This is a genomic window from Acinetobacter sp. AOR01_HL, from assembly GCF_027855455.1.
Classification (GTDB): Bacteria; Pseudomonadota; Gammaproteobacteria; order Pseudomonadales; family Moraxellaceae; genus Acinetobacter; species Acinetobacter baumannii.
On the sequence record NZ_JAKTIM010000041.1, the window covers coordinates 69,250 to 95,599 of the forward strand.

23 protein-coding genes, 1 tRNA gene and 4 pseudogenes are annotated in these 26,350 nt (G+C 34.3%); 8 read left to right on the forward strand and 20 right to left on the reverse strand.

What is annotated here, in order from left to right; all coding sequences use genetic code 11:
- The first annotated feature begins 201 nt into the window (after positions 1-201).
- Positions 202-672, forward strand: coding sequence for a hypothetical protein (locus tag MKL62_RS12875; protein WP_005129199.1), 471 nt, complete (start codon positions 202-204; stop codon positions 670-672).
- Positions 673-729: 57 nt separating this feature from the next.
- Positions 730-1,596 carry a tetratricopeptide repeat protein gene (locus tag MKL62_RS12880; RefSeq protein ID WP_005129202.1) on the forward strand — a complete coding sequence of 289 codons (867 nt, stop codon included), beginning with the start codon at positions 730-732 and terminating at the stop codon, positions 1,594-1,596.
- A gap of 140 nt (positions 1,597-1,736) precedes the next feature.
- On the opposite strand, the pseudogene MKL62_RS12885 reads toward MKL62_RS12880, so the two are convergent.
- The 15 genes and pseudogenes from MKL62_RS12885 to MKL62_RS12960 form a co-directional block, all read right to left on the reverse strand.
- Positions 1,737-2,440 (reverse strand): annotated as a pseudogene (locus MKL62_RS12885) (tetratricopeptide repeat protein).
- Positions 2,441-2,600: 160 nt separating this feature from the next.
- Positions 2,601-3,065 (reverse strand): annotated as a pseudogene (locus MKL62_RS19610) (tetratricopeptide repeat protein); the annotation flags it as partial.
- Between the two features lie 505 nt (positions 3,066-3,570).
- Entirely contained in the window at positions 3,571-3,834 is a 264-nt protein-coding gene (locus MKL62_RS12900; RefSeq protein ID WP_005129214.1) for a hypothetical protein, read from the reverse strand.
- Between the two features lie 472 nt (positions 3,835-4,306).
- Positions 4,307-4,786: a tetratricopeptide repeat protein gene (locus tag MKL62_RS12905; RefSeq protein WP_030423677.1), complete on the reverse strand. Its 480-nt coding sequence runs from the start codon at positions 4,784-4,786 to the stop codon at positions 4,307-4,309.
- Positions 4,787-4,956: 170 nt separating this feature from the next.
- Complete coding sequence (locus MKL62_RS12910) at positions 4,957-5,682, reverse strand: tetratricopeptide repeat protein (RefSeq protein WP_005129218.1); 726 nt, start codon at positions 5,680-5,682, stop codon at positions 4,957-4,959.
- A 117-nt stretch (positions 5,683-5,799) separates the two neighbouring features.
- Positions 5,800-6,099: a hypothetical protein gene (locus MKL62_RS12915; protein ID WP_005129219.1), complete on the reverse strand. Its 300-nt coding sequence runs from the start codon at positions 6,097-6,099 to the stop codon at positions 5,800-5,802.
- 58 nt (positions 6,100-6,157) lie between these two features.
- A complete protein-coding gene (locus MKL62_RS12920) occupies positions 6,158-6,418 on the reverse strand; it encodes a hypothetical protein (protein WP_005111690.1) in 261 nt (86 codons plus the stop codon).
- A 12-nt stretch (positions 6,419-6,430) separates the two neighbouring features.
- The gene (locus tag MKL62_RS12925) at positions 6,431-6,574 is read right to left on the reverse strand and encodes a hypothetical protein (RefSeq protein WP_002041943.1); all 144 of its coding nucleotides are present in this window, start codon (positions 6,572-6,574) and stop codon (positions 6,431-6,433) included.
- Between the two features lie 145 nt (positions 6,575-6,719).
- Positions 6,720-7,040 carry a hypothetical protein gene (locus MKL62_RS12930; RefSeq protein WP_227503467.1) on the reverse strand — a complete coding sequence of 107 codons (321 nt, stop codon included), beginning with the start codon at positions 7,038-7,040 and terminating at the stop codon, positions 6,720-6,722.
- Between the two features lie 37 nt (positions 7,041-7,077).
- A pseudogene (locus MKL62_RS12935) lies at positions 7,078-7,197 on the reverse strand (RHS repeat-associated core domain-containing protein); the annotation flags it as partial.
- Between the two features lie 446 nt (positions 7,198-7,643).
- A pseudogene (locus MKL62_RS12940) lies at positions 7,644-7,891 on the reverse strand (MetQ/NlpA family ABC transporter substrate-binding protein); the annotation flags it as partial.
- Between the two features lie 280 nt (positions 7,892-8,171).
- Positions 8,172-9,137 carry an RDD family protein gene (locus MKL62_RS12945; RefSeq protein WP_005129234.1) on the reverse strand — a complete coding sequence of 322 codons (966 nt, stop codon included), beginning with the start codon at positions 9,135-9,137 and terminating at the stop codon, positions 8,172-8,174.
- A 48-nt stretch (positions 9,138-9,185) separates the two neighbouring features.
- A complete protein-coding gene (locus MKL62_RS12950) occupies positions 9,186-9,638 on the reverse strand; it encodes a hypothetical protein (RefSeq protein WP_005129235.1) in 453 nt (150 codons plus the stop codon).
- Between the two features lie 407 nt (positions 9,639-10,045).
- The gene (locus tag MKL62_RS12955; protein ID WP_000732871.1) at positions 10,046-10,924 is read right to left on the reverse strand and encodes a MetQ/NlpA family ABC transporter substrate-binding protein; all 879 of its coding nucleotides are present in this window, start codon (positions 10,922-10,924) and stop codon (positions 10,046-10,048) included.
- A 680-nt stretch (positions 10,925-11,604) separates the two neighbouring features.
- The gene (locus MKL62_RS12960) at positions 11,605-13,032 is read right to left on the reverse strand and encodes a Na+/H+ antiporter NhaC family protein (protein WP_000110177.1); all 1,428 of its coding nucleotides are present in this window, start codon (positions 13,030-13,032) and stop codon (positions 11,605-11,607) included.
- A 115-nt stretch (positions 13,033-13,147) separates the two neighbouring features.
- On the opposite strand from MKL62_RS12960, the gene MKL62_RS12965 reads away from it, so the two are divergent.
- The 3 genes from MKL62_RS12965 (at position 13,148) to MKL62_RS12975 (ending at position 15,709) form a co-directional block, all read left to right on the forward strand.
- A complete protein-coding gene (locus tag MKL62_RS12965) occupies positions 13,148-14,026 on the forward strand; it encodes a LysR family transcriptional regulator (protein WP_005129257.1) in 879 nt (292 codons plus the stop codon).
- A gap of 80 nt (positions 14,027-14,106) precedes the next feature.
- The gene (locus MKL62_RS12970; protein ID WP_005129260.1) at positions 14,107-15,348 is read left to right on the forward strand and encodes a D-amino acid dehydrogenase; all 1,242 of its coding nucleotides are present in this window, start codon (positions 14,107-14,109) and stop codon (positions 15,346-15,348) included.
- Position 15,349: 1 nt separating this feature from the next.
- Positions 15,350-15,709: a RidA family protein gene (locus MKL62_RS12975; protein WP_000017629.1), complete on the forward strand. Its 360-nt coding sequence runs from the start codon at positions 15,350-15,352 to the stop codon at positions 15,707-15,709.
- Positions 15,710-15,953: 244 nt separating this feature from the next.
- Here the strand turns inward: MKL62_RS12975 and MKL62_RS12980 are convergent, their stop codons facing one another.
- From MKL62_RS12980 to MKL62_RS12995, 4 genes are all read right to left on the reverse strand, one after another.
- Positions 15,954-16,508, reverse strand: coding sequence for a hypothetical protein (locus tag MKL62_RS12980; RefSeq protein ID WP_001220175.1), 555 nt, complete (start codon positions 16,506-16,508; stop codon positions 15,954-15,956).
- 724 nt (positions 16,509-17,232) lie between these two features.
- On the reverse strand, positions 17,233-18,390 hold the full coding sequence (locus tag MKL62_RS12985) for a tetratricopeptide repeat protein (protein WP_005129265.1): 1,158 nt from the start codon (positions 18,388-18,390) through the stop codon (positions 17,233-17,235).
- A 941-nt stretch (positions 18,391-19,331) separates the two neighbouring features.
- Positions 19,332-19,421, reverse strand: a tRNA-Ser gene (locus MKL62_RS12990).
- Between the two features lie 85 nt (positions 19,422-19,506).
- The gene (locus MKL62_RS12995; protein WP_005129266.1) at positions 19,507-21,537 is read right to left on the reverse strand and encodes an NADPH-dependent 2,4-dienoyl-CoA reductase; all 2,031 of its coding nucleotides are present in this window, start codon (positions 21,535-21,537) and stop codon (positions 19,507-19,509) included.
- Positions 21,538-21,834: 297 nt separating this feature from the next.
- On the opposite strand from MKL62_RS12995, the gene argG reads away from it, so the two are divergent.
- Complete coding sequence (argG, locus tag MKL62_RS13000) at positions 21,835-23,193, forward strand: argininosuccinate synthase (RefSeq protein WP_001986427.1); 1,359 nt, start codon at positions 21,835-21,837, stop codon at positions 23,191-23,193.
- Positions 23,194-23,252: 59 nt separating this feature from the next.
- On the opposite strand, the gene MKL62_RS13005 is transcribed toward argG, so the two are convergent.
- A complete protein-coding gene (locus tag MKL62_RS13005) occupies positions 23,253-24,515 on the reverse strand; it encodes a GGDEF domain-containing protein (protein ID WP_002132531.1) in 1,263 nt (420 codons plus the stop codon).
- Positions 24,516-24,664: 149 nt separating this feature from the next.
- On the opposite strand from MKL62_RS13005, the gene pyrC reads away from it, so the two are divergent.
- Positions 24,665-25,699 carry a dihydroorotase gene (gene pyrC, locus MKL62_RS13010; RefSeq protein ID WP_005129269.1) on the forward strand — a complete coding sequence of 345 codons (1,035 nt, stop codon included), beginning with the start codon at positions 24,665-24,667 and terminating at the stop codon, positions 25,697-25,699.
- Positions 25,684-26,346 (forward strand): ribonuclease T, encoded by a 663-nt coding sequence (rnt, locus tag MKL62_RS13015; RefSeq protein ID WP_001982681.1) that lies wholly within the window; start codon positions 25,684-25,686, stop codon positions 26,344-26,346. The genes pyrC and rnt overlap by 16 nt, the downstream gene beginning before the upstream one ends.
- Positions 26,347-26,350 lie beyond the last annotated feature (4 nt).

Sequence of the window (26,350 nt, forward strand, 5' to 3'; positions counted from 1 at the left end):
GACTTTAAAAGATAGGAAAGCCACTATTTAGGTTGCTTTCCTTCCTCTCTTATCTCATCTTATTCAAAGAAAAAAATAATCTAATAACTAACTATTACCGATACTATATTTTATGAGTAGACTATAAAAATCAGTCATTTACTTTACGCTATTCATAAGATATGAAACAATTATGCCCTAATACAACTTCTGAAATTACAAATGAAAAAATTATTACTTTTAAGCTTAATTAGCATTTTCAGCTCATATAGTTTTGCAGAGGACAATAGCTCGATTTATCGGGGACTTGGTACTGGTCCTGAAGATTTTTTAAAGTTTCAAATTCTTAAACAAAAAGGTTTCCTAGCCAAAAAACCTAATATTTCAAGAGCAGACTATAACGATATATACAAACTTAAAAAACCTTATGAATTTATGGGACAAAACGTTGTACTTATTTCAGATGAATATATGTCTGAATATGTGGGCTGTTGTGTGAGTGAAGGTTGGGGAGCTGTATTTAAGCAAACCACCAATTTAAAATTAATTGAAAAATTTGCAAAAAAGAATCAATGTAATATCGCTCCGATAGAAACCAATAGCACTTACTATGGGTTTAAAATTAGTTCTCTGCCAAAAGGTAATTACTATGAATTATCATGCCGCGAACGTGATTTAGATGAGTCTGAATAGATAGGGATTAAATTCTGAAAAAAAGAGGCAAAGTAAAATATCTATAGAGGATAAAAGATGTTACCAAAAAGAATTTTTCTAACTATTTGTCTCTTAAGCATCCTGAGTTCAGGATGGGCAAAATCTATAAAACAAACAAATGACAATACTAGACAACAGCAATCTAGTCAGACTAATACTAATATAAAAAACAATATTGATTTAACTGATATCAGATCAAAAGCTGAAAAGGGAGATCCTGAAGCACAGTACAGTTTAGGTGTAATGTATGCAGAAGGATATAAAGACATTCAACCCGATATTCTAAAAGCTATTGAATGGTACACTTTATCTGCAAATCAGGGTTATGTTAATGCTCAATATAATTTAGGTTTATTATACATGGGAAATGAGTATATTAAGCCAGATTATGTCAAAGCAAAATATTGGTATGAGAAAGCCGCAGCACAAGGTGACATTGCATCCTTAAATGAACTTGGAAATTTCTACAGTAAAGGTTTAGGTATTAAGCAGGACTATCAGAAAGCTATTAAATACTACTTAGATGCTGCAAATGCGGGTGATTCAGATGCTCAAACAAATCTAGCAACCATGTTTTTACATGGCAGAGGAGTAACTCAAAACAAGTTAGAAGCTTCTCAATGGTATTTGAAAGCTGCCGTCCAAGGAGATATTGATGCCCAATATAATATAGGGCTTATGTATTTACTCGGAGATGGTATAAAACAAGATTATGCTCAAGCACAAAAATGGTTTTTGTCAGCTGCAAATCAAGGCGAAAGCAATGCACAATATCATCTCGGGAAAATATATAAAGACGGACTAGGAGTGGATAAGAACTTATCCTTAGCCCGTATTTGGTTTGAAAAGTCTGCTGAAGTAGGAAATTCATATGCAGCTCAAGAATTATTCAAGTTAAATTAATATTTATCTAAGCACTTAATATATAAAAATCTTATTTATATTAGATTTAAAAATATTAATTTAATTCAATTTATTAAACATATTCAACCCTGAACTTAGATATTATTCATCTAAACCCAGTTCAATTTAATAAATTTTTATCAACACCCATATTCTTTTTTATAATTTTATATTTTTAGCAGCTTCTTGGTCTCCATGATCAGCTGCAAACTGATATAAATTTAGTGCTTTTTCAATATCTTTACTCCCTCCTCTCCCTTCATAATACATTCCAGCAAGGGTATAAGCTGCATTAATATTTCCACCTGTTTTATATGCTCTTTCAAACCATTTTCTAGCTTCGATAAAATCTTGTTTAACACATTGTCCTTTAAAATACATTATTCCTAGATTAAACTGTGCACTATTCGACCCTAAATTAGCTGCTTGTTTAAATAAAGATAAAGCTTTTGTATTATCTACAGAAGTATCAATACCATCTTTATATAATTCCTAATTGATTAATTGATTCTGCGTCATTTCCCCCCATACCTTCTAAAAAAATTTCCATCGCTTTTTTAACATTTCTATATTTTTAATTATCACTAATATAAATTACACCCAAATTATATTTAGCATCTTCTTCACCTCGCTTAGCAGCTTTTTCAAACCAATAAACAGCCTTATCCAAATCTACTTTCTCACCACTTAAACCTTGTTGATATACTACACCCATATTATATTGGGCTACAGGGTCACCATTTTCGGCATCTTTTTGATATTTACTTAACTCACTATTAGAACTTTTAACTTGTATATTAGATGAATCACTTCCTACCAAAGTTAATGGACTAAATATAAATATTGATAAAAAAACTTCATAATTTCAGACTAATACTATTCTGGATTGACAAAGAAAACTCAAACCTTTATAAAGAAATAATATCTCTATAAAGATTCAGAAATGAAATATTCTTTCAACTTAAATAAAATATTTTAATAACCAAATATTGATTATTAAAATATTATTTATTTTCTATTTCTCTAAGCTTATCCTTAGCTTCTATATTTCCATTAAGGCTAGCTTTTTCTAACCATTCTTTAGCCTCTTTCAAGTTATTACTTTTTTTACTATTTAATAAGATAAGAGCTAATTGCAACTGAGCATTTTCATGATTTTTATTTGCGGCTAGTCTATAGTAATATTCTCCTTTGCTTAAATCTTTATCTCCCCCCAACCCCCTTAAATAAATAATCCCTAAAGCATTTTGGGCTGATGCATCTTCTTGCTTAGAAGCTATCTCAAACCATCTTTTAGCTTGATTATAATCTTTTGGATAACCTTCCTCTCCGTTTAAAAAGTTCATTGCAACGTTATATTGGGCATTAACATTCCCAGCTTCTGCCCATTGAAATTCATTATTTTTCTTATAAGTAGCGCTATAAGCATAAGCGCAAAAAAGTAAACTTAAGCTAAAAAAATTTAAAGTTTAAAAAAAAAACATTATCTTAATCCTACGACCTTTTATCTATAAAATAATAAAATATTGATAATTTATAAACTTTCAAAATCAAAAATTTATTATTAAACTATCATTTATAACTTTAGTGCTTCCCAATTAAATCTACTTTTATTACTTTGCTACCACCCTATATTCTAAAGTAAATATTTTATGAAATTTTAACAGGTTAAATAGTCCAAAACCAACAAATAAAGCTTTTTCTATTCATTATATCCCCTTGTAGCTATACTCAATTTAATGGAAAAGTTTAAAAAACTGTTACAGACAGTCTAATCAATTGAAGATAATAAAATAAAGTAGCACATCATTTCTTGCCATTAATTCTCCTTTAAAAATATTAGTTATAAATCCTATCATAAAATCTATTAATCCAATTAGGGTACCTTTAATAAATTTGAAAAATATGGATAATTCTCTATTTGATAGCCAGTAATAAATCTACTCATAATCACTTCAGCTATAACTGTCAGCATTACCATTTCTTATCAAGATAATTTGCAAATATCTCAATTAAAAAAACAGCTAAGCTAATTATTAGCCCACCTCCAATACTTATGGCCAGCCCTAGCCCAATAGAACTTTTGTTACCATTTGATAGATCTGAAAATATCATCAATAAAAACATAAGTATAGCAATAATAATGCCACGTATAATAATATTAATAATTGGATGTTCTGAAGCTTTAAAGTTCTCTATAAAAACACCCATGATCACTTCTACTAACATCGTTAACATTACTTCACCTTATTTCTTATTTGATTTATCTTTTTCAGTTGCGACTTTAACCGCTCTTGAACCAGTTTACCCAATCATTTGTTCATTTGCGAATATAACCATTCCTGAAGCATTATTTTTAAGGAACTGTCCCATATTTGGCGCATTTAACACTATGCTTTTCCAACCAACTTGACCAAATCCAGTCATAGTATTTGAAAATAAGAAACCTATACCTAATCCTAATTTTTTTCCGTCTACTAGCTGCTGCCCTATAGGGTTGAACTAATGGGTTAAGTTACTTAAAAAGCAAAAGTCTTACTGATTTGGAGTACAATTACTACAGAAAATTTTATGATTAATTTATAATTTAATTTTATTATAATTTAAAAAGTATAAAATGGGCCAATTAACTTATAAAATTTATTATTCATATATCATCCTAAGCTTAGATAATATTTATGTAACCCAGAAAAATCTAATATATTCTTTATTAATTATTTATTTTTTCTAAATAAACATCAGCTTCTTGATTACCAGATAATTTTGCTTTCTGAAACCATTCTTTTGCAGTTTCTATATTTTTTTCAACTCCCTCTCCATTTAAGTACCTAATTCCTAATTGAAGTTGGCTATCAGTATCACCTTGTAAAGCAGATTTTCTATAATATTCTACAGATTTTGATAAGTCCTTTTTTGCTCCATAACCATTAAGGTACATTATTGCTAAATTATATTGTGATTTTGCATCATTTTGATCAGCAGCTTTTTTATACCAATTAAAAGCTTGTTTATAATTTACATTTAGATCATATTCACCGAATAAATATGCATCGCCCATTTGTGACTGAGCCCGAATATCTCCCTCTTCTGCTGCGCTCTTCAAATTTACAAATTCAGAATTTTCTGAACTATCAAGGCTATTACACCCTAATAATAAACTGAATATAAAGATATTTAAATATTTAATCATAGTAGACTCAAATTATTAATAAAGTTTTCACTAAAAAACTAATTTTCGAAAATAAATTTAGTTTTTCTTAAACCAATAATAATTACAAAAAATATTATATAATTAAGAATATACTGGTCTGAGCTTAGATATTATTTATCTTAGTCCAGACCAGTTTAATATATTCTTTACTAACAACCACACTCTCTTTTTATAATTTCTATATTTCTGGCCGCCTCTTGATCTCCTTGATCAGCAGCAATCTGAAGTAATTCAATTGATTTATTAATATTTTTTTCTACACCTCTCCCTTCATAGTACATTCCAGCAAGTATTTTAGCGGCATCTCCATCTTTCCCATTTATAATAGCCTTGTTATACCAATAGGTAGCCTTTTCATAGTCTAAAGGGATCCCTTCACCATTAAAATACATATTACCTAAATTAAACTGTGCACTTAAGTCCCCCAAAATAGCAGCTCTATTAAAAAGATTAAAAGCCTTATTATTATCCTGTTTTACACCAACTCCATCCTTATACATTCTTCCTAAAAAATTAAGAGCTACTCTATTATCTTTTTTTGAAAGCTCAGAAAAAGTATCTAAAGCCTTAGGAATATTAGTATATTTAGTTCCCTCTGTATAATAAATTATACCCAAATTAGCTTTAGCTTCCTCTTCACCCTGTTCGGCAGCTTTCTCAAACCAATAAACAGCCTTGTCCAAATCTACTTTCTCACCATTTAAACCTAGTTGATATACTACGCCCATATTATATTGGGCAATAGGGTCACCATTTTCTGCATTCTTTTGATATTTACTTAACTTACTATTAGAACTTTTAACTTTTACATTAGATGAGTCACACCCCACCAAAGTTAATGTACTAAATATAAATATTGATAAGAAAAATTTCATATTTTAGAATAACACCCAATATAATTTAATAAATAATATAATATGCTATAAATTAGTGTTCTCCTACTTTCTAACTTAAGTTAATTTATATATACTTCTATTAAAAATATAAGGAAATTAAAATTCTCTTAACTTTTCTCTTAATAAAATATATACTTTTTCCACTCTAAATTTTAAAGTATTTTCATCATTAATTTCTTGATTATTTACTCTTTGAAGATGGTACAAATAGCTTCTCAATCCTATTATAGAATCCGACTTAGTTGGCAACCGATTTGGACTAATATAATCACTTTCGCCCCATTGGTCTATCTCTAATCTAGGATCAAAACTTAAAGCAAACTGAACAAAACTATTCCACTTATAGTCCGCAGGTACATCTTCAAGATTCAATTGATTCGTTGCAATTTTTTTCATTTCAACTTCCCTTTATAACTCCTATCACTACTTCTCTAACGTTTCTTAATATATAAAATCACTTCTTATCAATATAGTTAAAAAAAGCCTCTACCGCGAACAGAAAAATACTTACGGCCAAGCCAATTATCAGGCTGAATATTAAAGCAAACCCAATCGAAAAGTCCCAACCTTCTAGGATTGAAGAAAATAATGCTATAAAAAAGCCGATTACCGCCACCAAAAGGCCACGTACTATTATACTTATAATAGGGTGTTCTGATGCTTTAAAATTAGCAATGAAAACACCCATAATTACTTCTACCAACATCGTTAGCATTATTTCACCTTACTATTTCTTACTTGATTTATCTTTCTCAGTCGCAGCTTTAACAGCTCTCGAACCAGCTTGTCCAATCATTTGTTCATTTGCGAATATAACCATTCCTGAAGCATTATTTTTAAGGAACTGTCCCATATTTGGCACATTTAACACTATACTTTTCCCACCAACTTGCCGAAAGCCCACAGCAGTGGAGGTTGTAGCGCCCCATCCACTTGTCACAGCACTAACAGCAGCAACTCGCCCAGTACGACAAGATTAATATCTTTTAAGCATTTACACTTAACTCCTAGAGAAATTATGTCCACCCCCCACCAATTCCCGCACTTGTGACAGCAGCTTTACCCACAGTTCCAGCAGTTAAACCGGCTCCTTCTAAGTGTGCTCCAGTACCAATAAATGGCGCAGCCACTCTTCCTACTACAGGTGCAGCAGCAGATACAGCGGCCACTGTGCCTACTACAACATAAGATCCATAACCTGCAACTGATGCTGCCGCTAAATTATTATTACGTATCGCCTCTAATACTCTTAAAGCACGAGCATCTTCAGGATTTTTAGCAAACCCAGCCATAGTATTTAGAAATAAGAAACCTATACCTAATCCTGATTTTTCCACCTACTGGCTGTAATCTCATTGGGTCCACCAATTAAGTAGGGTTATTTACATAAGCCGAAGTATTTAGTCCACCTTCCAACCCAATCGGATCTTTGCTCATATATCTTGAGCTATGAGGATCATAATCGCGATAACGGTTATAGTGCAGTTCTGTTTCTTGGCCCATATTTTCAGGATATATAATAAAATATTTATCAATCCCTAAAGTTCCTACAAATAAATATAATTCAAATAATACTTTATCTCTAACAATACTATATATTCTCTCTAATAATTATTTGATCTTATGGATGAAAACAAATATTGTAAAATTTACTCTATTTGCTTTTTTACTAATGTTGGAAACGTAAAACTAGAGGGATCAAAAGCATTGTCCCATTATGAAACCTCACAAGTACTAGATAATTTTATATTTATAGCTTGAAATATATGAAGCTATTCTATTGATGATGTAATAAATAGTTTAAATTTATTCTTTTTTTTATTTCCGGATATAATCTTATTAAAAGTTTACTAAATTCTATCCAATCTTTTGAATAAAACAAAGCTAGACCGCGGTTGCCATGACTTAACTATGAAAATAATTTTAAACAAAAAAATTAGTTATTTGATGTCTGCAAATTCAGAAACAAGCTTATTGACTTCAACTTTTTTGCCACCAAATTTTTCATTTACTAACTTTTGAATTTTAGGTAAGTAGTAAAGTTCACCAATTTTTATATAGATCGGGTCATTTTTGTTTGCTCAAGCTACATTCAATAAATTGATATAAAGCTTAGTAGACTAATCAATAGGCTTACGAAGATAGAATTTTCAAGTACATTGAGGCCATCCACAAGTGCCAATGTATTGTCAGTCCTATAGAGTTAAATAGTGAGGATTATAGCTTTAAAATCCCTTCACGACTAAAAGCTAATTATTATAAATTATCATGTCATGAAAGTGACTTAGCTCAGTCTGAATAGATAGGAATTAACTTCTGAAAATAAGAGCCAAATAAGTTGTTTGGTTTGAATACTGATAAAGTCTATCTCAAATCAGAATTTTACTTCTAAAGCGGATATCAGAAATCTTTCTGAACAAACAACTTAATATTAACATTAATAATTCTTTAGTTAGCTGAAACGTAGGTTAGAAGTTGATCGATAAAAAGGATATTTGATTGAACTCAGAACTTTGCTGCTCTATAACGTTAAACTCTGTATCATTCTGCTCAACAGAATATAGACTGTACTGGCCTGTTGAAATTAGACCAAATTGAAGATCTGTTCTTAAGACCAAGAGTATCTCACTATTTCCATCCATCAATGCCGGGGTAACTTTTTTTAAATTTTCAATAAATTGCTGTGCAAAAAAAGGATTATTAAGCTTGTCTGGGCTTTTAATTCGAACATCAAAGTAATTTAATTTCCTATCGTTTATCGATTCTGAAGTTTCTTGAATATGTATAATTTCTGGCTGCATATCTTTTAATCGTGTCTGAATAATCTCTTCATTTTTTTCTTGGGATAAAGCTAGATTTATCACAAAAACCATGCAAGCAATTGCAAGTATAGAGGCAAAAGCTTTATGTTTCCGCCATGTAGAAGGTATTTTTATATTAGTATAATTTTGTTGAACGTTAATAACTATCGAATCTGATATAAAATCATGGATCGATCGACGGTTTCGGCTATTAAAAAGATAAAAATATATAATTAAAATTTGTAAGCAAATAAATAATAGCTTAATGCCCCAAGAGAGAGTAAAGTTTTCAATATAATCACTTAAAGAAATTAAACATAGAGGCGCAAATAGAATCGCAGCACGTGAAATAGATAAGGGAACTGATAGATTTTTTCCTTCCAGATCCAGCACTTTAATTTTTAATAACTGTTTTGCAAAAGTTTTTCCTAGATTTAAATGACTATTCAATAATCCAAAATATAAAATGACACACCAATAGCCCACTAAAGTAGAAATCACAGGATGCTGATGTAATAAACGCGAAAAAATACTAACAATAAGCCCACAAAATAGACTCACTAGTACAACATCAATAATAAAAGCAAAAGTCCTCCGCCAGAACCCAGCAATATAAGATGGCTGTAAAGACAAAATTATTCCTTATTAAGAGTAAATAAAAATAGATTTTATCAAATTTAACTATTTCTTCAACAATTTACCCAGTTTCTTGATATTCAATAATTCTTCATTTGTATATTTCATTTGAGATATTAAATGATTATTAGTTGATATTTTTATATATTGATCAGAAATATCGATCTTATTTCTTAACAAAAACTCAATAAACTCACCACCATTATCATTTTTATAGAATTCAGTAAAAAATAAGATTACATAAAAATTATTTTTTTGATTGTTATTTAATCCTAATAGAAATAAATTTATATTATTATAAAACTCACTATACGGTTGATCCCCACAAAATATATTCTTATTAATTAAATTAATTGATTTAATAATTTGACTATCTTTTGTTAAAATAAAAACCCTATTATTAAAATGATTAATACAAGTTTTTCTATCTATTGTGGAACAGCCTATAAGAGATAATATTCCAATTAATAATAAAATTTTGCTGATCTTATCTAACATTTACTTCTCACCAGTTCGTGACTTCTTTTCCAGTCAAAATTTATCCAATTTTTGAACAAATTGCTTTCAAGGCATGTTTCTCTCTAACTTTAATAGTGGTAACTGTTTCAACAGAATCCAAAAAGATTTAAATCCTATGTAGCATGTTTTCATATTATTTTTCTTTATAAACAATTATACCTTTTAAATTTTTTCAAAGAGGTCATAAATAAAAACAACCTAATCATTATAAGTTGTTTTTATTCAGATCTACACAGGTATTTTTGTGTAGGGAATATTCATTTACTTTAAAAAAATATTGATGATCCATATACGGAGGAAGAAAATGGCATTCTTCCAAATAAAATAAAGCTAAGCCACGATAACCGCGACTTAGCTTTAAAAAATAATTTTAATTAAAAAATTACTTATTTGATGTCTGCAAATTCAGAAACAGGTTTGTTCACTTCAACTTTTGTGCCGCCAAATTTTTCACTTACAAACTTTTGAACTTTAGGTAAGTGGTAAAGTTCACCAAGCTTCGTATAGATCGGGTCATTTTTGTTCGCTTCAGCAACACCCAATAAGTTGACATAAAGCTTAGTAGACTGATCGATTGGCTCACGGAAGATTGCGTCTTTCATTACATTGAGGCCGCCCTCAAGTGCCAATGTATTACCGAGTACAATCGCATCCACATCGTTTTTAACGCGAACTGCGGTTGTCATTTGAATAGGTTTTAATTGTAAGTTTTTAGGGTTTTCAGCGATATCATTCACTGTCCCTTTTACAGGGTCAAAACCTGGTTTAAGTTTAATTAATTTAGCAGACTGCAATAATGTTAATGCACGAGCTTCGTTAGCAGTATCGTTTGGAATTGCAATGGTAGCGCCTTGCGGGAACTCATCAACGGTTTTAACTTTATTTGCATAAATACCCATTGGTTCCAAGTAAGTTGTCGCAACAGCAGCAACTTTAGCTTTATTTGAAGCATTATAAGCTGCCAAATAGTTGAATGACTGGAACGCATTTACATCTTGTTCGCCACTTGCTACAGACGTATTGAGCACAACATAGTCAGTCAAATTGGTTACTTCGAGTTTAATACCCGCTTGAGCAGTTTCAGGAAGTGTTGCCACGTATTTCCATACGTCCGTATCAGAACCTGTTGAAACCAATTTAATTGTACGAACCGACTCAGTTTTATCTTTGGCTGCTGCTGTATTTTCAGTTTGTGCAGGTTGCTTATTACATGCAGTCAGTGTCAGTACAGAGGCACTGAACAGTACGCTAAATAATTTTTTCATAAATATATCCTAAAATAGGAAACGCCTACTCTAAATCAGAGAGAGACATTTCCAACCATTGGGTCGAAATGCAATATTTGGCTGGATATAATTTCCAGATATAGGGTTTAGAAAACTGAATTCAGCATCATTCCTCCCTTGAACTTGCTCGCTGAACAATAGAATTATGTTTTGAATCAGTTTCTAAATATGGCCTCATCATATATCAATAAATGAATATTCTACAAATAACTTGTTCGATTCTGATATATAGGCCTCTTATTGCTAAGATATTGAAAACACAAAATATATTATATAAAGATATTAATTTTGGCTAAAATATATACGCGATTGATTTATATGAAATTTTCGGCATTTATTAGCAAGATTTAAGCTAAATGAAGTTGTAATTTTTATTTTAGGCATAAAAAAAGCCCCTGCTTTTAACAGGGGCTTTTAGAATTTGATGAGTAAAGATCATTATCTTTTAAAAAAATATCAGAAATTATAATTTTTAAAAATATTGATTAGATTGGACTGTAAAGGGTTCTCTTCTTATTAAAAGCGAATAGATTAAATTTTAAACTCTTACTTATCTTAGAAGAAGTTGTTATCGTCACAAAAATAAATTCTCTTAAACTTTCTAGTTTAAGAGGCTTTTAAAATTCATTTAAATAAGAAATAACTTTAATTTGTAGAAGCTAATTCAAAATCTGAAACAATACTGCAAAGAGTAAAATATTTGCGATCACTATGGCCCAACCACCATATAGCATGTATTTCAGTTGGCTTGAACGTGCTAAGCCCATTTGACCAAACATATCAGAAGATGGAAAAGGACCAAACCAGTCTACTTGGGAACTTGATAATAGAACTGCTGTAACCGCTACAGGTGGAACACCATTTGCCAGTAAAATTGGTCCAAAAATTTTATTGGTAAAGGTCATTTGTGCAACAGCTGCCCCTGGGATATGCCCCACAATATTAAATAAGAAAATACCAAAGCACAGCATAGCAGGACTTAAGTCGACCAAATACGGTGTCGCATTATCTAACAGTGTTTGGTAAGCATTAAGTTTTTCAACAAGAACTAAAATTGGATTGTATAACCAGTAAAGAATAAACATCCAGACTAATTTACCGCATCCCTCATAGAGTGCTTCCAAAATTTGTTTAGGACTAAACCCCGCCACTAACCCAGTTAATGTAGCAACAGTAAGCATCACAATAATTGCAAAACTAAAGCCTGCTTTAAAAATAATTCCAAGAATTGCCATCACGATAATTGTGCCAATAAATACAATCGCTGCACGTTTACTTCTTTTCAATTCAGAGGCACTTTCTATTTTTTCAGAAGGTTCTAAGAAATTTTCATTATAGGTATATTTTCCGAAAGTCCACTTTTGGATATAGCCAGACATGAACCAACCTGTCAGAAGTGTGACAACACTCATAGGGATGGCACAAGTGCTCAAATATTGCAGGTAGGTCAAACCTCCCAACTCTAAAATAGTCACTGTACTTGGTGTAAAAGGTCCTATAAAGAGGCCGACAGAACCTGCTGTCATCAAAAGTAATGCAACTGTAGGCGGTGTTAAACCAACTGCTGCCGCAATGGGAATAATGACAGCAACAATAATGGCATTACCACCTGCCATAGTCCCCAATGAACCGCAAATAACAACTGATGAAATCATGATGCCAAGTTTGACTCGAGGAATACTTGAAAGCCCAACTTTATTGACAATAAATTTGACCAATTCTTTCGCTGCACCTGTTCGGTTGGCGACTTCACCAACCCCAGCACCTAGCATAATAATAAGACCTACAGTCGCAATAAATGAGCCCGTAGACTTTGCAAGAATTCCGCCTAATTCAAACACACTGGTGGATGTCATTATCACGCTGATAATAATTGCAATAATAACAGCAAGGACAATATCGAGACCGATAACAGTTAAGAGCGCCAAGGCAAAAATGGGCAATAACCCAATTAAACCAACCTCCTCTATTGGCAGGCCTTTTGCGTAAAATGCTAAAGCAAAGCTAAGAATAATAATGGTGATAAGGGCAATATTTTTAGGTGTCCTTATATTAGGTATTGTTATAGAAGATTGCTCAACTGACATATGTATCACTCCTTGATCATTGGGCATTGAATTTCATCCCAATTTACAAGGGTTCATTGACATTAAATAATGAATTCTAATAGATTACCTATAACTATTAGTTATGTGCTCATTTATGAATCTTCGACACCTAGAGATATTCTATTTAGTCATGCTTTTTGGTTCACTCACAGAGGCAGCATCATCGTTATGCATTTCACAGCCTGCCGCAAGTAAATTGCTCAAACATGCAGAGCAACGGCTTGGTTTTGCTCTATTTAAACGGGTCAAAGGAAAATTACAGCCCACCAAAGAAGCCTATACTTTGTATGATGAAATTAAGCCAATTTATGAAAAAATAAATGAACTAAATAAGTTGACGGATAATTTAGCAAGAAATACTCAAGGTCAAATCACACTCGGATGTTTACCTAGTTTAGGCTTGAGCCTCATTCCCAAATTAACTGCAAAATTTCTAAAAAAATACCCTGATGTTTTTGTCAATATTGGTACAGATCATACTCAAGCCTTAGAGCAAAAATTATTAAGACGTGAAATTGATATTGCGGTGACATTCCAGCCCCATACTCAGCATGGCATTATTGCTACGCCTGTTCTGGAAATTCCTCTGGTTTATATTGATTCTCAGCCTATTGATTTAAATCATGATATTCATTCAATTGATGAAAATAGGTGGATTCAACCCTACTCAGACTCTCTCATGCAAGTCGTAAAAAAGTACAGAACATTTAATAAAAGTATTGTGAATGTACAAACTTACTATATGGCGAGTGAACTGGTACGCGAAGGTTTAGGGTGTAGCATTACCGATATTTATACTGCTGCACACTCCTTACCAAATCATATGATTCATCCAGTAAAACCAAGTTTATCTACCACAATTTATATTTTAAAAAATGCCAATGTAAGTACGAACAAAGCGACTGAAGATTTTATTGAATTAATAAAAAGAGAAATTGCTTCGATGACGCCATCGATTAACCAAAAGTTATGAGTACTATGTAAAAACTCATTTGTTTAACCCTTTTTCTTCTTCTTTAATACAAATGTGTGTTGCAAATATAGCATGGAAGAATGAAAAAACATGTCGTTGTCATTGGTGGTGGAGTCATTGGTTTAAGTACAGCCTATGCACTTATTCAAGCAGGTCATAAAGTTACAATAGTGGAAGCGAATGACAAGATTGGTTGCCAGACAAGTTTTGCAAATGGTGGTCAACTCAGTTATCGCTATGTTGCACCTTTAGCGGATGCAGGCGTTCCATTTCAGGCGCTGCAATGGTTAGGAAAAGCCCATTCGCCTTTAAACTTTAAATTGAATTTTTCACCTCTTCAATGGTCTTGGTTATTCCAATTCCTCATGGCATGTAATCGTAAAGACAATATTGTGAACGGCAATCATATTTTACGGTTATCCCTATATAGTCAAAGTATTATGTCTAAATGGCGCGATGAAATTGATGATTTTGACTGGATAAAATCAGGAAAAATGATCATTCATCGCAATGAAAAAGCTTTTAAAAAAGCAGCAACAGGAATAGATCCAACTGTACAAAAAGTGCTGTCATCTGAAGAAACAGTTCAACTTGAACCTGCATTGAAAGGTATTGAAGCTACATTAGTAGGTTCAATTTATACACCTGATGATGAAACAGCAGATTGCTACAAATTTTGTTTAGCTCTGTATAAAGCACTAGAAAAGAGTAGCAACTTCACATGTTTATATGCACATGAAGCGAAAGATTTTTTTGTAGAAAATAATAAAATTACTGCAATTGAAACAAATCAAGGACGTATAGAAGCAGATGAATTTGTCGTTGCTGCGGGCAATGGCAGTACTGCAATTTTTAATATGGTAGGTATTTCAGTCCCAGTTTATCCATTAAAGGGATATAGCCTAACTTTACCATTCCCAGAAAAAGCCAATGTTGTACCCAATATGAGTGTAACCGATTATGCAAATAAAATTGTATATGCAAAATTGGGGAATCAACTTCGAATTGCCGCAATGGTCGATATTGGCTATCAAGATATCTACATTCGAAAAGAACGTATAAATGCATTGAAAGATACGGTACGAACAACATTTCCCGATTTATTGGGTGTAAATACAGCACAAGAATGGAGTGGTTTACGTCCATCCACCCCTACAGGTTTACCCATTTTGGGTCGCATGAAATATTTGAATTTATGGGCAAATATTGGCCAAGGTAGTTTAGGTTTCACATTGGCTGCTGGTTGTGCCATGGTCATTAGTCAGTTAATTAGCCAAGCAACCTCGCCAATTATATTAGATGGTTTATCTCTGGAGAAATAAAATGAGTCATGATATTCAACGTATTGATACAAATCCACGATTATCAGGTTGCGTGCTTCATAACGGTTTAGTGTATGTTTCCGGTCAAGTTCCAACAACTTTGGATGCTGACGCTAAGCAACAGACTTTAGAAGTTCTAGCAAAAATTGATGCTTTACTGGAACAGGCTGGTAGTGATAAAAGCCGTATTTTAACTGCACAAATTTGGATTAAAAATATTGCTGAAGATTTCGCAGTGTTCAATGAGTGTTGGGAAGCATGGTTATCAGATGGAGTGGCACCAGCACGCGCGGCTATCCAAGCGGATTTGGCACGTCCGCAAGTATTAGTAGAAGTAATGGTTACTGCGAGTGTTAAATAATATTTGCTTTAAATAAAGCCAGTGAATTTACTGGTTTTATTAATTTTATCTTGAAATATAGCTAATTATTAATCCTATACTACATATATAAAGGTAGTATCAATAATTTGATCCTTAGTAGAAACTTTATAAATTGATTCCAACCTGCCTATTAAACTAAGGTAAAGTAACCTTTCAAACACCAGTATGACAATGCTTATTTCCCCTCCTTAATTAAACTTCAAATAATTTTATTGAACTATACTTACAAGAAACAATCACTTTGCATCTTTTTTGATTTAAAAAAATGATTAAATGCATCCTTTTGCTGTAACCAAGGCGACACTGTTTCCCAATTTTGCTTATTAATATTTTGCCAACGAGTCAATCTTTCGGTGTGATAATTTTCTCGTTCAATTTTATTTTTATATAACTGTAGAAACTGTAATTGTAAACATAGCCCACGGACACTTTTATCTTGATAAATTGAATACTTTGAATATCTATTCAATGTCTCTATCAATTTTTCCCCATCTCCACTTTGATATAACACTCTCAACCCATTCAGATCATTAAAGTAAATTTCATCATTAATAGCATTAAGTGGTACATTCTGTTTTAGCAAAGCCTTATATAAAGCATGTTTATATGCCAATTCTTGCCAATAAGATGCCATTAGAATTTCCTCACCGATTGCCAAACGAGCTTTTTCGGTATCCTTAGGGTAAACAATAAAAAAATAATACAATCCTAGAAAAATAATAAACATCAGAATGATTGAGGATAACCGCCAATAATTTGTCCCTTTTATAATTCTCATTCAAAACCTTTCCAATATGACTCTTTCAAAATTAAATGCGATGTGGATTCTATATAAAAAAATCCCATAAGTGATCAATTGAACATATGGCTGATGTACTTCAAAATAAATTGGTGACCCTCCTGTTTCGCTTATTGAATCTTATCAACTAGGTAATTATTGGAACATATACAGCAGCAGAAAAAGATAAATACACACTAAGATCTGGATCAGCTTGAACCTCTAACTTTAGTGCATAGGATTTAAACCCTGACCGAACATAAAATTCTAAAGCAGTTGGATGTTCAAAAGTACATGGATGGACCCAAAAACGTTGAATAATTTTATGCCAAGCAAAAAAACACTAACTCTGTTTCTCACACACCCCCTAAATCCTCCTAGTGTCCTAAATATACATGCAACTCATTCAATATATAGCCATAATACTTTAAATATTGATTGATACTATATCGACTGTTAGGCTTGCCAACTTATGATGACAGTCTGATAAGTATTGAATATTTCATCCATCAAACATACATGACAGCGGCTTGTTGGGTCACTACCATTAACAAGCGATGTTTGTGTAAACATTGTTTGTTGATGAAACCGAAATAAATTGAGTAGAAATCCCTAAATTAGTGAAAACTGGTTATAAAAAAACCACGAGAATTAGCTCGTGGTTCTTATGATTTGTGGTATTTGGACGGTTTTTAAAGATGCACTTTCATTCAACCTAAAGAAATTAACGTTGCTCCATACGACGAATTGCTTCGACATAAGTAGCTGAAGATTTAAAACGATTAGCAAGGCGATAGTATTCTAATGCACGTTCATACTCGCCGTTGTTTTCATAGATGCGACCAATGTTGTAGTTAGAATAAGCACGTACATTATCATTTGTTGCAAGTGCGATTGCTTTTCGATTTGCCCATAAAGCTTCCGAAGATCGGCCTAATTTTTGATAAGTGACTGCCAAATTACTATACGTCTGCCCTACATTTGGATTTAAATCAATCGATTGCTGATAAAACATAGCCGCACGTTCGTAGTTATTATTTTTATATAAAATATCTGCTTTAAGATTTATTGCTTTAGCTCGTGCTTGATTTCCAGCAGATACTGGAACAATTGCAATTCGAGTAGCTTCTTGCTGGTAATTAGACACACTTGAACCAATGTTTTCAGCACCAACCTTAACACTTGAAATTTGGTTAATATCTTGAATCTCACCAGTTGGAGAAATGCGAAATACAGTCCACAAATTACCCGTTTTATTTATTGGTACTTCGTAAGATCGGATGAGAGATTTACCAGTATATACCATAACTTTGGCTTGACTATGACTGAGCCCATTTGAGCCTGGTTCATCTCTATTACTGAAATCATGCACAGAGTAAACATAGTACTGATCACTTAAACGCTGATCTATAGTAATTGTTTCTGGACCATATGAATCTCTATCATCCACATCCAGATTAGCTTGATGACCTTCTTTATTAGACCAATAAATATGCTGATTGGAATAGTTCAAATGGGAGTCTAAATCTAGTGGTTTTTCTCCCCAAGTCAAGACAATACGCATGCTGCCTAACTTCGTTTGCACTGGGCTTAATGCATAAGTTAGACCATCACAAGGACATTTAGCAACTAAAGTGGAGTAACCTTCTTTTTTTATAATCAATAAACTATCTTGGTTATCAATAATACTCTCTATACTGGCTCTTCCTTGAACATTAGTATGCGTTGAAGAAGAAGTTTCACCATTTTTTTGTAAAATAACTTCCGCATTATTAATAGACTGATCTTTTACTGTTGCACTCAGAACTTGAATATTGATTGGAGATCCAAAAACAATTCTACTTAGACTCAGTAAACTCATAAACAATATAGATTTTTTCATACGAATTAAAATTTCCTTATGGATTCTAGCAACTTAAATTAAGTTTTTAATAAAATAGCTAAACTAGTTTTGATAATATATCATTAAGTCTATTCATCCCAAAATCCAGATAGCCCTATTATTATAACTAGAGAAGTCATTTCTATTCACTATAACGTCTACTATTCTCTTCGAAAATAGCCAACAATTAAATTTATTATCCTTATATTTAAATACAAAAGAGTCAGATAAGTAATTATCAGTCATAATGCACTTTCATTTATTTTTTAAAATATATTATTAACAAGAGCTCTCGTCTATACAAAGTTTTTTCAATTGAAATCTCACACAAAGGTTTATATCTACTTCTAATCTATCAAATGAAAAAAGAAGAACTAAAAAATGCTGATTAGATAAAAACTTTTATATAGAGCAGCAGGATGCCTTTCATACTGCTTTTTATATATGATTCAATAATACTAAACTTCAGCATTCCAAATAACATATCTAGTTCTTTAATTTAAAGACAAAAAGTTAACATCAAGATCAAAAATTCTCGTAATTTCATTGTTTGCATCACATTGAAAATAAAAGACTATTTCTTGCCTTTATTTTGGATTAAATGCACTATATTTTTATTCATATGGTTAACCTCCTTCAATTAGGATTTTAATCAGCCTGAATACAAATAAAATAAAAGATAAGTACGTCATCAAATGACGCTATATTAGCTTTAAAGAATCCAAACGATTAAGAAATCTGCAATTCATGTGCTTCTATATAGGTTTTGAAAATTAATAAATGAAGTTAGAAAATGCTTAAAGGAATCTAAACGTCAATCCAAAGCCATCTGAACTGTTCTTATTTTAACTATTCCAATCTAAGTTTTAATGTGGGGTAGAATGAGGGGTAAAATAATAGATATAAAAAAGCCCCTGCTTTTAACAGGGGCTTTTAGAATTTGGCGGAAGCGGTGAGATTCGAACTCACGGAGGACTCACACCCTCGTCGGTTTTCAAGACCGGTGCATTAAACCGCTCTGCCACGCTTCCATGTGCGTAAGAATACAAAGCTTATTCATTTTATTCAAGAAAAAAATCATTGCTTTGTGTTCAAGTGCATATTGTTTCATCAATTTTACAGTTGGGCAGCCAATTCTGCTCCTTCTTTAATCGCACGCTTCGCATCTAGCTCTGCTGCGAGCTTTGCACCACCAATAATATGGTAGTTCGCTATAGTCGACTCACCTTCTTTTGGCATCAAGTCTTTTACCGACTCTTGCCCCGCACACACCACAACGGTATCTACACGTAAAAGCTGGTCCTGACCATTATGCTCAATCCAAAGCCCTTCATCGGTAACTGCTTTATATTGCACGCCACGAAGCATGCGTACACCGTGCTTTTTAAGCTGGGCACGATGTACCCACCCCGAAGTCTTGCCAAGACCAATACCAAGTGGGGTTGTTTTACGTTGCAGTAAATAAATTTCTCGTATTGCTGGCTCAACTACTGGTGGTTGCATACCACCTTCAGAAACATAATTTGGATCTGGATCTACACCCCACTCACGTTGCCACTCGGCTAAAGGTTGAGGCTGTGGTTGATGTGGTGGTTTAAGTAAAAATTCTGAGACATCGAAACCAATACCACCTGCCCCAATCACTGCAACTTTTCGTCCAACTTCAGCGCCCTGTAAAACTTGAGCATAAGAAAGAACTTGAGGTGAATTACTTCCTTCAATCTTTAATGCACGCGGCACGACTCCAGTCGCCACAATCACCTCATCAAAACCTTCACGTTCAAGTTGTTCACGATTAACACGAGTATTTAAACGTACATCCACCCCTGTTTTTTCCAGTTGGACTTTGAAATAGCGAATCGTTTCATGGAATTCTTCTTTGCCCGGCACCACCTTGGCAAAGTTAAATTGACCACCTACATCTGAAGTTGCTTCAAACAACGTCACTGCATGGCCACGGCTTGCCGCAACAGTTGCCGCCGACATACCCGCTACTCCACCGCCAACAACTGCAATTCGCTTAGGCTGTTTAGTCTTTAAATAGACCAGTTCAGTTTCATGGCCTGCACGAGGGTTAACCAAACAAGATACACGCTTATTTTTAAAAGCATGGTCTAAACAGGCTTGGTTACATGCAATACAGGTATTAATTTCATCAACGCGGTTAGTCGCAGTTTTATTTACCCAAAATGCATCGGCCAATAAAGGACGTGCCATTTGAACCATATCTGCTTTGCCAGTTGCCAAAATTTCTTCGGCAGTTTCAGGCATGTTAATACGGTTTGACGCAATAATCGGAATAGAAATATGTTGTTTTACATGAGCAGTGTAGTCGACAAAAGCTGCACGAGGCACAGATGTTACAATGGTCGGCACACGAGCTTCATGCCAGCCAATGCCGGTATTTAATAAAGTCACCCCTGCTTTTTCTAAAGCTTTGGCTACAGTCACCACCTCTTGCATGGTGTTACCGTCATGGACTAAATCGAGTAAAGACAAGCGGAAACAGATAATAAATTTCTCACCGACTTTGGCACGAATCGCCTTTACGACTTCGACCGGAAAGCGCATACGGTTTTCAATTTCACCGCCCCAACGGTCAGTACGCTGGTTCACATGGCTGCTTAAAAACTGGTTAATTAAATAACCTTCCGAGCCCATAATTTCAACGCCGTCATAGCCCGCTTTTTTGGCAATGTCAGCACAATGTGCATAGTCATCAATCGTACTTAAAATATTTTTTTCAGAAAGCTGACGCGGTTTAAATGGTGAAATTGGAGATTTGATCGGACTAGAAGACACTGCAAAAGGTTGATAACCATAACGGCCAGCATGCAAAATTTGCATTAAGATTTTAGAACCATGTTTATGCACAGCATGTGTAACCAGACGATGCTGTGGAATATCAAATAAGCTATTCATGGTTCCGCCAGCAGGTGCTAACCATCCTTGACGGTTCGGTGAAATACCACCTGTCACAATCAGGCCAACCCCACCTTTCGCGCGCTCTTCAAAATAAGCTGCCAGCTTTGGGTAATTGTAAAAACGGTCTTCAAGCCCCGTATGCATGGAACCCATCACCACACGATTTTTAATAGTGGTAAAGCCTAAATGTAATGGTTTTAATAAATTGGCGTAACTTGTCATGCTGCGTCCCAATAATTTTTTGCAACTTGTTGCATAGTACTTTAATACTTTTTTGATAATTTTGGATGACCATGCAAAGAAATTTATCGGAGCTTATGGTCAATCCATTTATTTAAGAACAATACTTCATTCACTTCTTCTTATTCTATAAATAGCCTTATATTTTTTATCAAATTAAAACTTCGAATCAGAACAAGTGAATTAATGCTTTTTTTGCGAAAAAAAGCACCATGAATAGTGCTACAATAGCCGCCATTCAGAATTCTCAAGACCGCCTATATGGGGTCTTTTTCATAAATGTTAGGATTAGCAATGACTGATAATGCAACTATCTTGCAGCATGTACCAGTAGGCAAAAAAGTTGGGATTGCCTTCTCCGGTGGTCTAGACACTTCAGCTGCTTTATTGTGGATGAAACAAAAAGGCGCTGAGCCTTATGCATATACTGCAAACTTAGGCCAGCCAGATGAAGATGACTACGATGCAATTCCAAAGAAAGCAGAACAATACGGCGCTGTAAAAGCTCGCTTGATTGACTGCCGCTTACAATTGGCGCTTGAAGGTATTGCTGCAATTCAGTGTGGTGCATTCCATATCAGTACAGGTGGTGTTCCTTATTTCAATACGACTCCACTCGGTCGTGCAGTAACAGGTACTATGCTCGTTACTGCCATGAAAGAAGATGACGTAAACATCTGGGGTGATGGTTCAACTTATAAAGGTAACGATATTGAACGTTTCTATCGTTATGGTTTGTTGACCAACCCAAATCTTAAAATTTACAAGCCGTGGTTAGATCAAAACTTTATTGATGAGCTTGGTGGCCGTGCAGAAATGTCACAGTTCCTCATCGACAACGGTTTTGACTACAAAATGTCAAAAGAAAAAGCGTACTCAACTGACTCAAACATGTTGGGCGCAACTCACGAAGCAAAAGATCTTGAATATCTAAATGCAGGTATCAAAATCGTTGACCCAATCATGGGCGTTGCTTTCTGGAAAGAAGAAGTTGAAATCAAACCAGAAGAAGTGACTGTACGTTTTGAAGAAGGTGTACCTGTTGCATTAAATGGTCAGCGTTTTGACAATCCGGTTGAGCTTATTCTTGAAGCAAACCGTATTGGTGGTCGCCATGGTTTAGGTATGTCTGACCAAATCGAAAACCGTATTATCGAAGCGAAATCTCGTGGTATTTATGAAGCACCGGGTATGGCCCTTCTTCACATTGCTTACGAGCGTTTGGTTACTGGTATTCACAACGAAGATACAATCGAACAATACCGCATTAACGGTTTACGTTTAGGCCGTTTACTTTACCAAGGCCGTTGGTTCGACTCTCAAGCGCTTATGCTTCGTGAAACTGCACAGCGTTGGGTTGCTAAAGCGATTACTGGTGAAGTAACACTTGAACTTCGTCGTGGTAATGACTACACCATCATGAACACTGAATCTCCAAACTTAACGTACGAAGCTGAACGTTTAACAATGGAAAAAGGTGATTCAATGTTTACGCCAATGGACCGTATTGGTCAGTTGACTATGCGTAACCTCGACATTACCGATACACGTGCAAAACTAGGTATCTATACAGATGCTGGCTTGCTTTCAATCGGTCAAGGTTCTGCTGTACCTCAATTAGACAATAAGAAAAAATAATTTCTTATAAGGTCAAAAAAGCCACCTCAATAGGTGGCTTTTTTATACTTAAAGTTAAGTTAGGCAATTTCGGCGACCTGTAATGGCTGATAATAAATTTGATTACGACCAAGCTGTTTTGCCCGATATAAAGCCTGATCTGCCGCATGAATAAGCCTATCTTGTCCCATCTTTAGCCCACCCGTATATACAGTAAACCCTAAACTGATAGTGACATACTTCGACACTAAAGATGCTGCATGAGGAATCGCTTGCCGCTCAATGGCTTTATAGATATTTGCAGCCACTGAATAAGCACCCTGTGCAGGTGTTTCAGGTAAAAGTACAACGAACTCCTCGCCCCCATAACGCGCAACAAAGTCGACATGACGAATTGAGTTTTTAATTGCTGCAGCAATGCTAGAGATGACTTTATCTCCCATCTGGTGCCCGTAAAAATCGTTATAGTTTTTAAAAAAATCAATATCAATAAATAAAACAGCTAAAGGACGCTTCTCTTGATTTGCTCGGTAGTAGAAAAAATCAAACATCTCATCAAATGTACGTCGATTCGAAATTTGAGTCAGGGCATCCTGCTGGCTTAAATGCAATAACTCCGATGCTTCAATCCGTAAGATCTGCTCATTAATTTCAGCAAGCTGGTTATTTAAAAAAAGGCTTCTTTCTCTTGAGATGAGCATACTGCTAATCGAGAAACCTAAAATACAACTACCGAACAAAGCACGGCCCAGCGCAATATAATCACAATTTACGTCTAACAAAATAAGAAAAGCAAAAACTAAAAATGCTGCCAATAAACCAACACAAAGCATATGCAAAGGTTTAATACCGCTTAATATGAACCCGAGCATATATAAAAATGAAAGAAGCAACATAGACTGGTTCTTAAGCGCCATATTTCCGACACTAAGCAATAACATCGCATTAATAATAATGGTTAAAAATACAATGCCACATGCAGCTAAATAAAAGTGCTCGGAGAGTTTTGTAAATTTGGCAAAAATCCAGAACAATAACAGGGCAAGTGCAATATTCATTGCGCTAAGTAAGCAATGAATAAAGTCCAAAGTAATATAAGGTACCCCAATCACTAAATAGTCGGTCGGCAGGGCCAATAAAATAAAAATTAAATAAGTGAGTACACCACTTGCTAAAAACTTTGAGATGTTCTGTCTAGTTCGATCAAGATTTAAACACCAGAATTTTTTTTCCAGTTGTTTGGGCAAAGGCATATTGGCATAACGATGGGTATGTAGAGTGACCAAATACTCGATTTCTTCTTTAGATTTGAGTAATTGATGTACATTTCCCCTATTCGCCACTAGTCGATTCCTACATATTCTGCATTAACAAAATATAACATTATTTTTTAAAGCTCCCTGCGCTTTATTTTGCCATTTGTCCGTAATTCTCGTTACCATTTTCACACTTTATCGATTATCATTTGTTTTATTTCGAAGTTTGAACTGCCTTGAACTCTATTACCCTGCTCCAGCCAGATGATTGGCATGCACATTTACGTGATGGTTTAGCATTAAAACGTACTGTTCCAGATTTGGCTAAACAATTCGCCCGTGCGATTTGTATGCCTAACCTTGTACCGCCTGTAAAAACAGTAGAAGAAGCTTTAGCTTATCGCGAACGCATTCTTGCTCATGTTCCGGAAGACAATAATTTTGACCCTCGTATGGTGCTTTATTTTACTGACCACACTTCACCAGATGAAGTTCGTAAAATTAAAGAATCAGAACATGTAAATGCGATTAAGCTTTATCCTGCTGGTGCGACCACAAACTCCGATAATGGTGTGAGTGATATTCGTAAAGTTTATGCAGTCATTGAGCAATTAGAAGAGCATCAAGTTCCGTTATTGCTTCATGGTGAAGTAACTCATAACCACGTTGATATTTTTGATCGTGAAAAACGCTTCCTAGATGAGGTATTATCACCTCTATTGAAACAGTTCCCGAAACTTAAAGTTGTGCTTGAGCACATCACTACCAGTGATGCAGCACACTTTGTTTTAGAACAAGACCGTAATGTGGCGGCAACAATCACTCCACAACATTTATTATTTAACCGTAATGATATGTTGGTCGGTGGTATTAAACCGCACTTCTACTGTTTACCAATTTTAAAACGTCAAACGCATCAAACGACTTTACTTGAAGTGGCGACAAGCGGTAATCCTAAGTTTTTCTTAGGTACAGATAGCGCTCCTCATGCACAAAATGCAAAAGAGAATGCTTGTGGATGTGCAGGCTGCTATAGTGCACCAAATGCAATTGAGCTTTATGCACAAGCATTTGACCAAGTCGGTAAATTAGAACGTCTAGAAGGTTTTGCTAGCCATTTTGGTGCGGACTTCTACGGTCTACCACGTAATACTTCTACCATTACTTTGGTTAAAGAAGATAACCTCGTTCCAGAATCTTTTGATTATTTAGATAATCAAAAAATCATCCCGCTGCATGCCGGGAAAACGCTGCAATGGAGAAAAGTGTGACACAAGAAAACTCTGTCCCGGTCATTGGCCAACGTTTTCGTGGCTTCTTACCTGTTGTTGTCGATGTTGAAACGGCAGGTTTTAATGCCCAGACAGATGCATTGCTAGAAATCGCATGCATTCCGATTGTGTATGATGCTCAGGGACAATTTGTCCCTGGTCCTGCATTTCATGCACATATTAACCCTTTTGAAGGGGCTAACCTCGACCGCCGTTCGCTAGACTTCATTGGTATTGACCCATTCAACCCAATGCGTATTGCAATGGCTGAAGATGAAAGAACTGCTTTACGTCGAATTTTTAAATCGGTTAATGAAGTTCGTAAACAGCAACATTGTACTCATGCAGTACTCGTAGGCCACAATGCACATTTTGACCTTGGTTTTTTGCAAGCGGCCATTGCTCGCTCAGGTACAAAAAACCAAAATCCGTTCCATAGTTTTTCAGTGATGGATACGGTCACTTTAAGTGCAGTAATGTTTGGACAAACTGTGCTTGCAAAAGCATGTATTCAAGCTGGAATTGAGTTTGATGGTAAAGAAGCACACTCTGCTTTATACGATACTCAAAAGACTGCTGAACTGTTTTGCTATATTTTGAACAAACTGTCTCCTTACCTCCTTGACAGTTTGGTGGCGGCTTCTTAAGATA

Coding starts and splice junctions, on each gene's coding strand:
- MKL62_RS12875 (WP_005129199.1), top strand. CDS start 202: ATGAAAAAATTATTACTTTTAAGCTTAATTAGCATTTTCAGCTCATAT.
- MKL62_RS12880 (WP_005129202.1), top strand. CDS start 730: ATGTTACCAAAAAGAATTTTTCTAACTATTTGTCTCTTAAGCATCCTG.
- MKL62_RS12900 (WP_005129214.1), bottom strand. CDS start 3,834: ATGTTAACGATGTTAGTAGAAGTGATCATGGGTGTTTTTATAGAGAAC.
- MKL62_RS12905 (WP_030423677.1), bottom strand. CDS start 4,786: ATGATTAAATATTTAAATATCTTTATATTCAGTTTATTATTAGGGTGT.
- MKL62_RS12910 (WP_005129218.1), bottom strand. CDS start 5,682: ATGAAATTTTTCTTATCAATATTTATATTTAGTACATTAACTTTGGTG.
- MKL62_RS12915 (WP_005129219.1), bottom strand. CDS start 6,099: ATGAAAAAAATTGCAACGAATCAATTGAATCTTGAAGATGTACCTGCG.
- MKL62_RS12920 (WP_005111690.1), bottom strand. CDS start 6,418: ATGCTAACGATGTTGGTAGAAGTAATTATGGGTGTTTTCATTGCTAAT.
- MKL62_RS12950 (WP_005129235.1), bottom strand. CDS start 9,638: ATGTTAGATAAGATCAGCAAAATTTTATTATTAATTGGAATATTATCT.
- MKL62_RS12955 (WP_000732871.1), bottom strand. CDS start 10,924: ATGAAAAAATTATTTAGCGTACTGTTCAGTGCCTCTGTACTGACACTG.
- MKL62_RS12960 (WP_000110177.1), bottom strand. CDS start 13,032: ATGTCAGTTGAGCAATCTTCTATAACAATACCTAATATAAGGACACCT.
- MKL62_RS12965 (WP_005129257.1), top strand. CDS start 13,148: ATGAATCTTCGACACCTAGAGATATTCTATTTAGTCATGCTTTTTGGT.
- MKL62_RS12970 (WP_005129260.1), top strand. CDS start 14,107: ATGAAAAAACATGTCGTTGTCATTGGTGGTGGAGTCATTGGTTTAAGT.
- MKL62_RS12975 (WP_000017629.1), top strand. CDS start 15,350: ATGAGTCATGATATTCAACGTATTGATACAAATCCACGATTATCAGGT.
- MKL62_RS12980 (WP_001220175.1), bottom strand. CDS start 16,508: ATGAGAATTATAAAAGGGACAAATTATTGGCGGTTATCCTCAATCATT.
- MKL62_RS12985 (WP_005129265.1), bottom strand. CDS start 18,390: ATGAAAAAATCTATATTGTTTATGAGTTTACTGAGTCTAAGTAGAATT.
- MKL62_RS12995 (WP_005129266.1), bottom strand. CDS start 21,537: ATGACAAGTTACGCCAATTTATTAAAACCATTACATTTAGGCTTTACC.
- argG (WP_001986427.1), top strand. CDS start 21,835: ATGTTAGGATTAGCAATGACTGATAATGCAACTATCTTGCAGCATGTA.
- rnt (WP_001982681.1), top strand. CDS start 25,684: ATGGAGAAAAGTGTGACACAAGAAAACTCTGTCCCGGTCATTGGCCAA.